At 57.7% G+C, this 8,076-nt stretch carries 4 protein-coding genes and 1 pseudogene; all 5 read left to right on the top strand.

Annotated elements, in window-relative coordinates:
• Positions 1-145: 145 nt before the first annotated feature.
• A pseudogene (locus AC13E3_RS05795) lies at positions 146-238 on the top strand (PEP-CTERM sorting domain-containing protein); the annotation flags it as partial.
• A 289-nt stretch (positions 239-527) separates the two neighbouring features.
• Positions 528-1,865 carry an alkane uptake protein AupA gene (gene aupA, locus AC13E3_RS05790; RefSeq protein WP_482901809.1) on the top strand — a complete coding sequence of 446 codons (1,338 nt, stop codon included), beginning with the start codon at positions 528-530 and terminating at the stop codon, positions 1,863-1,865.
• A gap of 12 nt (positions 1,866-1,877) precedes the next feature.
• Complete coding sequence (locus AC13E3_RS05785; RefSeq protein WP_482901808.1) at positions 1,878-5,105, top strand: Ig-like domain-containing domain; 3,228 nt, start codon at positions 1,878-1,880, stop codon at positions 5,103-5,105.
• A gap of 158 nt (positions 5,106-5,263) precedes the next feature.
• Positions 5,264-7,558 (top strand): molybdopterin-dependent oxidoreductase, encoded by a 2,295-nt coding sequence (locus AC13E3_RS05780; RefSeq protein ID WP_482901807.1) that lies wholly within the window; start codon positions 5,264-5,266, stop codon positions 7,556-7,558.
• Positions 7,559-7,577: 19 nt separating this feature from the next.
• The gene (locus AC13E3_RS05775) at positions 7,578-8,039 is read left to right on the top strand and encodes a DUF2489 domain-containing protein (protein WP_053114227.1); all 462 of its coding nucleotides are present in this window, start codon (positions 7,578-7,580) and stop codon (positions 8,037-8,039) included.
• Positions 8,040-8,076 lie beyond the last annotated feature (37 nt).

Raw genomic sequence — 8,076 nt, 5'->3', positions numbered from 1 at the left:
AAACGCTGGAAGCGGATCAAGGGGTTCGACCAACTGAAGCTGGTCGTGGACAACGTACAGTTTCAGGATGGAATAGAGGTGGAAGACCAATCTGACAGGAACGCTGCCTGATGGTCATACACCAGATTTGACAATAACTCCCAAAAGCGTAACTGTTCCTGAGCCAGGCACACTTGCCATGCTTGGTTTGGGCCTTACGGGTTTAGTTGTTTTTCGAAGAAGAGTACGTCACAGCTAAAAGCGCAGTGTCGAAAAACTATACAGTTGATTCAGAAAGGCCCCTCTTTGGGGCCTTTTCCTATATGACTTAAAAGCGCCGTTCGATAACTAACGAAATCTCCACCCAGCTAAGAATTCACTCAACTTGTCCACGCCACGAATGTGGTTGTAAAGACCTCGATTCTCGTCAAGTAAGCCAACGTCCCCAAAAGACAAGCCGAATACACTACCTCCTGAACAAAAATACCAGCCGTGCTCACCACCAGTGCGGCCCGAGTATAAAAACAACGAAGTAATGGAGTGTATCAATGGCTTTTTCCTCCCGTTCCCGGTCAAGGGCACTTTCCCTTGCAATCGCCACCGCCTCTGTCGGTTTCTCTGTTCCGGTTATTGCCAGTATGGGCAACCTGGGCACCACCTATGGCGTCATGCCGGTGGATGTCGCTACGGCCCAATCCTTATCAATGTTCAATGACCAGGTGTCAGCCACCTATTACAACCCAGCCTATCTGACCAAAGATGAGCGTGGGGAGCTGACCGCTGGCATTCTGCACGCCGAACAGGAACTGCGTTCTGCCAACCCGAATGCCAATGGCGACATCCTGGCCAACTCACCAAGCCAGCAGGTGCTGATTGGCATGAAAACCAATCTGGGTTCGCTGACTCGCTTCAAGCACCCGATCTATCTGGGCTTCATTGCAGGCGTCGAGAAATACGGCAAGGAAATGCTGGCGTTCGATTCGCAGACCACGGAGAACGGCCAGTTCCTTCAGTACGGTAAAGAGCCCCTGTTCCTGAACATCGGTGGCGCTACGCCGATCTGGCGCGGCATCTCCGCCGGTGCTTCGGTGCGGGTCACCCTGGATGCCCAGGCAAACCTCGATGCGGTCTCTACTTTGGGTGGCGAGACCAGCCGGGAACGCCTTGCGGTCAATGCCGAACCCTCACTGAAAACCATTCTGGGCACCACCATTGATCTGGGCAGCACATTCTGCCCGGACAGCGACTGCTTCCTGAACGGCTGGGAAACCGCACTCACTTATCGAACCAAGTCAGCGGCCTCCACGTCGGTTGATTCCAACATCATTGTCACCCAGACCATTCCGGATCCCGGCCTGAGTCTGTCGGTCTCCACCATTGATTCCTTCCAGCCGGAAACCTTCGGCTTTGGCGCTCAATACAAGGGCGAAAACTGGCGGATTGGTGGCAGCGTGGAGCAGCAGAACTGGTCAGAGCTGGAGAAGGAATTTTCTTCCGATACGATCAAGGATCAGCAGTCTGTGCCAGCGGGCAGCCGGATTCAGTTCGACGACGTGCTGATTCCACGGATCGGCGCCGAGTACGCACTCAACAAGAACTTTTCTGTGCGCGGCGGCGTTGCCTATGAGGAATCACCGCTCAAGTCTACCCGCAACCCCGAGATCAATTACCTCGATACCGACAAGATTGTCGTGGGCCTGGGCCTGAGCGCCACGTATGACCGCACCCGTCTGCTGGCCTATCCCGTCCGTCTGGACATCGGTTACCAGTACCAGCAACTGCAGGAGCGCGATTTCACACTGGTGGATTTTGACGGCAACGAAACGCCGGTTACTGCAGACGGCGACGTTCACGTTGTCAGCGGCTCCATCACCCTGAAGTTTTAAGGAGGGCACGCCATGAAGTACAACAACACACTGGCACTTATACCCGCCCTGTTACTGGCCGCCTGTGGTGGCGACGAACAGACCATGAATGAGAAAGTCTCCCCCGGCTCGGTGGTGTATTCCTACCCTGTTGATGGCCAGGCAGATGTCAGCCCGAAAGCCGACATTGTTCTGCGCTTCAGCCATGCGTTGACCGATGAGGATGCAGATCTCCAAAACAAGATTCTGCTGCAATCTCAGGAACAGTCACTGCCCTTTTCTATCAGCCGGATTGACGGCGGTAAAAGCCTCATGCTGTCGCCCTCGTCGGAACTCGACACGCTCGGCGACTACACGGTGACGTTCAGCGAACCGCTGGCTGCGGAGGGCGGTCGCCAGATCGACACCCCCAACGCGGTCGGCGATGCCGGCATCCAGTTCGAGACTCGGGGAAGTTTCTCCGGACCCGCAAGCATAACCAACTCGGCCGCGGATTTTGATATCGCCTGGCAGGTTCCGGCAAACAACAGCCCGTTCGAGGCCATGAACTTTTCCACATTCCGCCTGGCCATGACCCACCCGATCCATCCGGACTGGAAGGCTCTCGGCGGTTCCATCCAGCTGCTGGATGGCAGCGGAGAGGTTGTTCCAGCGATGGTTCTGGTGAAAGGCAATCGGATAACGGTGGACCCTTGTGTGGTCGAGGATCCCAGGGACTGTGGCAGCAAGGACGATGTCCTGGACACCGGCCAGACCTATACCCTGCGCCTGGAAAACCTGGCCAGCCTGACTTCGCCCGAAGCAGACCGGTTCAGTGAGGAAATCGCATTCACGCCCCGCGAGACAGGCCCAACGGTCGTACTTCAGCAGTCTGCTGTTGATTCCGGGCTGGCCGCAGGTATTGCGGAGCAAGACGTCACCCGATCAGTCCTGAACGGCCAGGCCATTAACGGCGTCACGCTCAACTCGGTGCTCCAGGGAGAAGCAGGCCCCTCCCAACAGACCGGCGATCTGTTTGCAGAGCTGGCTTATGCGCCGGCCTTCGAGGCTGATGAAGCGCTTCCGTTGCGTATCGCCCGGGGCAGCGTGCTGAACAGTACCAGTCTGGATGTTCTGGTGGGCGGCGAGGTTCCTGTGCTGGATGCCGCCAACGGTCAGCTCCAGACTACTGGCAACATCAAGGTCACCATGTTGTCAGACGCATCCGGCTACCTGAGCCCCAACCCCTACACCAATGACATTAACGCGCCCAGACATATCACGCTGTTTATGGATGTCTCCATGAACACCGAAAACGCCCAGCCCAACGCAGCACTCTCCCAGGATCTGATGGGGGTCGAGTTGCGCGGCATCGCACTGGTGCAGGATGGCGTATTGACCATCGATGCCATCGGAATGGTGGAGCCAAACCTTCTCGGCCAGGAGTACACAGACTCGACCATCGCGTTCCATCTTCAGGCGGCCACCGATGCCGATTCGGTTCTGGATGCCGAGCTACTCCGCGAGCTGGACAGCACTTCGCCCAGCCTGATCAGCTGGATGCCCGGACCGGACAACGCCATTCCGGATACGCGCCAGTCCATGCAGCGCCCCGGGGATCCGGTCATTCTGTTCTTTGATGAGCCGCTTGCCGCGGACTCCATTGATACCGGAATTTCACTGTTCGCGGATGGTGTTCCTGTTGAGACACTTGAGACACAACTGGACGGAACTGCCGTTATCGTGAATCCGGGCGATGGTCTGCGCCATGGCGTTGACTACGAAGTCGTCATCGATGGTTTGACCGATCTGGCCGGCAACCCAGCCACCGTGGCACCGTTACAGTTTTCACTGGATGATATTGGCGGCTCCACTGTAACCCGGCGGCCTGCCCTGGCCCTGACCACCTATCCAGGCTACCCCTGCGAAACCGATCATAGTCTGCTGGATCTCTCTGCCGGCGTACTGGGACAGTGCTATTCCGATGGAGGTGTGGGTGACACTCTACCAGTCAGCACCATGCCGTCAGATCGTCCCATTACCATTGTCTTCTCCAAGTCCATGGACCTGAATTCCATTATTCAGGGAGACACCTTCATCGTCGAGAAAGTGAGGCAGGAGCCCAATGGTTCGGTCACGGTTGTGGAAAGCAACGTACCTGGCCGGCTTGAAAAGAATCTCCAGCGGATCCGGTTCTACCCGGACCAGCCCTGGGAAGCCGACGCACACTATCGGTACACCCTGAAGTCATCGGAGGATGCAGGAAGCTGCTCGACTGGAAGCTACACCTCAGTTTGCGATTCCGATGGCCTTGCACTGAAAACCGACCTGCTTGAAGGGCTTGATGACGGAGGTGGCAACAACGGACCGGACGACATGGTGATCTATTTCACCGGAACCGAGCCTCTGGACAGCGTTTTCACGCCTCTGCGAAACCTGCCAGTTCGCGACACCAATGCCAACTTCATTGTGGACTGTGACTCCAACACCAACCCGGACTGTCTTGAGCCGTTTGACCACCAGGGCAGCGACGCTGAGGGCTGGGCCGCTTCAGCCAATTCAACGAAACTGAGGGTTCGCAATAACGAAGCATCAGCCTCTCCGCCCGTGATTGTAGCCAGTACCGCCGATGCGCGGGTTGGCTGCGAGACCGGCGAGCGTTGCCCCAAAGATAAGTTCATCTACCAGACCTACGCCCTCAACACGGAAGTTATTGGCCCTGGCATTTATGAGCCAACCGGCGATGAGGGGATTCTGGTGAACCTGTATCCCACACAGTTGGCGACCACATCGATCAGTGTGTTCACAGAGCTTCGGGTTTTTGGATTTATCCCACTCCAGGAGGAGTCCATTACCAATACCCAGGTCCTCCGCATGCGCTATGCCAAGGACGACCCGGCGTGTTCCGGCCCGGGCTGCAGCCGCTCTGGACTGATACCCGGGGTTATAACCGAGGGTGAAGATGGCCAGCCGGTCTTCAAGACCCGGGCCGAATTGATGCTCGATGCACCCGATATGGAAATCCCGCTGGGGGGCCGCCACGACCTGTACGGTCGGGAGTTTGTGCTTGAACTGGAGGGCAACATCACCTTCTTCGATGACGGCCGGATGCAGATTGAGCAACGCAACTCAAACCTGGTCGACATTAATGTCCGGGCGCGGGCGCTTGGAGTGCCTGGCGGCGAAATCGTGACGATTGATCTGCCCCTGCAAATCCCCGAACAGGGCGTCTACCTCAACTTCATATCCAACCCGGTCAAAGAGATCCCGGCAGAGCAGTAAAAAGCTGTGAAACCACTGCAAAGGGCCAGCCTTCGGGTTGGCCCTTTTTGCACAGGGTACAAACGGTGGTTATTTCCCCATCCAAGCCATTTGCTGCTAATCTGGTTGCAGATTGAAACTTCTATAGCAAGACAACAACCTTTCAGGAGAGCCCCTTCATGGAAAACGGCACCCACTATCGTACCTGTCACCTTTGCGAGGCCATGTGCGGTGTCGCGATCGAAATGAAGGACGGCCGGATTGCTTCCATAAAGGGCGATGAGAATGATCCGCTCAGCCGGGGGCATATCTGTCCGAAGGCGGTTGCGCTTCAGGATCTGCACGAAGATCCGGACCGCCTGAAAAAGCCGATACGCAAAACCGGGACCGGCTGGCAGGAAATGGAGTGGGCGGAGGCGTTTGACCTGGTCGCCGAAAAGCTCCACCAGACCCGCCAGGACCACGGCCACAACAGCATCGGCGTTTACCTGGGCAACCCAAACGTACACAACCATGGTTCCCTGGTTGCCACCATGCCATTGCTGCGAGCCATCGGAACCCAGAACCGGTTTTCAGCAACGTCCAACGATCAGCTGCCTCACATGCTCGCCAGTCTCGAGATGTTCGGGCATCAGGTTCTGTTTCCCATTCCCGATATCGATCACACGGATCTGTTTATCTGCATTGGCGCTAATCCCATGGCGTCCAATGGCAGCCTGATGACGGTTCCGGACTTCCGCGGGCGACTCAAGGCCCTGAAGCAGCGCGGCGGCAAGATGGTTGTGGTGGACCCCCGCCGCACCGAGACCGCAAAGCTTGCCGACGAATTCCACTTCGTCCGGCCCGGAAGCGATGCCCTGCTGATGATGGCCATGGTGCATACATTGTTTGAAGAAAAGCTGGTGGATCCCGGTCCGGCGGAAAGGCTGGTGAAAGACGCAGACCTTCTGCGCCTGGCGGCTCTCAGCTTCACCCCGGAAGTGGTCAGCGCACACACCGGTATTTCCGCGGAGGACATTCGCGCCCTCACCCGACAGCTCGCCACCACGCGAAAGGCGGCTCTTTACACGCGCATGGGGACAAGCACCCAGACCTTTGGCGGTGTGGCAACCTGGCTGGCCTATTGCCTCAACATCCTGACCGGGAAACTGGACCTGCCCGGCGGCGTTCTGTTCTCGCAGCCGGCGATTGATCTGGTAGAGCTTGGTGCCATGGCCGGTCAGAAGGGTCACTTCGGCAAGCGCCACAGCCGCGTGAAGGGGCTGCCTGAATTCGGCGGAGAATACCCGGCCAGCACCATGGCCGATGAGATGTTAACCCCTGGCGATGGGCAGATCAGGGCTTTTGTCACCGTTGCCGGCAATCCCGTTCTCTCCAGCCCCAACGGCCGACGTCTGGAGGAAGCCCTGGGCGGCCTCGACTTCATGGTCTCGGTGGATTATTACCTCAACGAAACAACCCGGCATGCGGATATCATCCTGCCCCCGACCGCGGCGCTGGAACGCAGCCACTACGATCTGATTTTCAGCATGTTTGCGGTGCGCAATTTCGCCAAATACAGCGAAGCACTGTTCGATGCCGGCCCGGGAGCCCGCCATGACTGGCAGATTCTACTGGAGCTGGCCCACCGGTTGGAAAAGCTCCGGAAAGGTGGGCAACTGGCCCTGCGGGCGGAACTCGGCTGGCGCGCCTTCAAGCAGATTGGGCCAGACCCGATTCTTGATCTGCTCTTGCGATCCGGCCCCTATGGCGCTGATGCCGGGCGTGCGCGGGGCTTGCTGCAGCCTGCGGTCGATCTGGTGATGGATATCCTGCCGAAACGACATCCGCTTCGTGGACTGGCCAAGCTCAGCCCCCTGAACCGCCACTGGCAGGAGCTACCGAAAGGGCTTTCCCTGAGTGCCCTGAAGGACAACCCGAACGGCGTCGATCTGGGCCCTCTCCAGCCGTCCCTGCCTGAACGCCTGTTTACCCGCGATGGCAAGATCAACCTTGCGCCAAGGCGCTACCTGGACGACCTTGGCAGGCTGCATGAGGCCCTGGCTGCACCGGCCGGCGAGTCTCTGCAACTGATTGGCCGGCGCCACGTTCGGAGCAACAACTCGTGGATGCACAACAGTCAGCGGCTGGTTAAGGGCAAGGACCGGTGCACCCTGATGATTCATCCCAAAGACGCCAGCCGCCTGGGTTTGCAGGCCGCTGACTCTGCAGAAATATCTTCGGAATCCAGGCAGATAGTCTTGCCGGTTGAAATTACCGAGGATGTCATGCCCGGCGTGGTATCCATTCCCCATGGCTGGGGCCATGACCGCGACGGCACTGGCCAGTCAGTGGCGGCTGCCCATGCCGGTGCCAGCATCAACGACTTGCTCAGCGACGGTCGAATTGATCCGCTCTCTGGCACTTCCGTATTGAATGGACAGCCCGTTGCTGTCAAAGTCTGGCGCCCGGAGCGCCAACGCAAACGGGCCTGATTCATAAAAGGAGCTGAAAATGCCCCAGTGGCTGCAGTGGAGTCTGATTATTGCTGGTCTCATCGCCATCGTTCTGCTGGCGGTCTTCATCCGGCGTCAGATGGGGTTGCTTTCGGAAAATCGCAAACGGCAGGCCAAAGCCGAGGCGTTCCAGACCAACCGCAGACAAGACATGATCCGCAGTGTTCATGTTATTGCGATGGCGGTTGAAGAGGATCAGATCGAATACTCGGAAGCCTGCCTGAGACTCAAGGGCCTGCTCGATCACATTGCTCCGGAGTTGCTGGAGCAATCACCTTTCAGTGTATTCCAGGAAGTGCATGACCAGTTGCAGCACATGCCCACGCACCGGGCACGGCAAGCAACGGAGACAAAGTTCGTGGACAAGATGGACAAGGAACGTTTCGAAGTGGAACAGAAGCATGCCGATGCGATTCGCCGGGCCGCAACCGCTATCCGACACCACTCCTTTTCAGGTTAGAGTCAGCTATACAAGCATCCAGGAACTGGTCAGACCT

It is taken from the genome of Marinobacter sp. L-80, from assembly GCF_056859395.1.
This window is presented reverse-complemented; position numbering and strand designations above follow the sequence as displayed.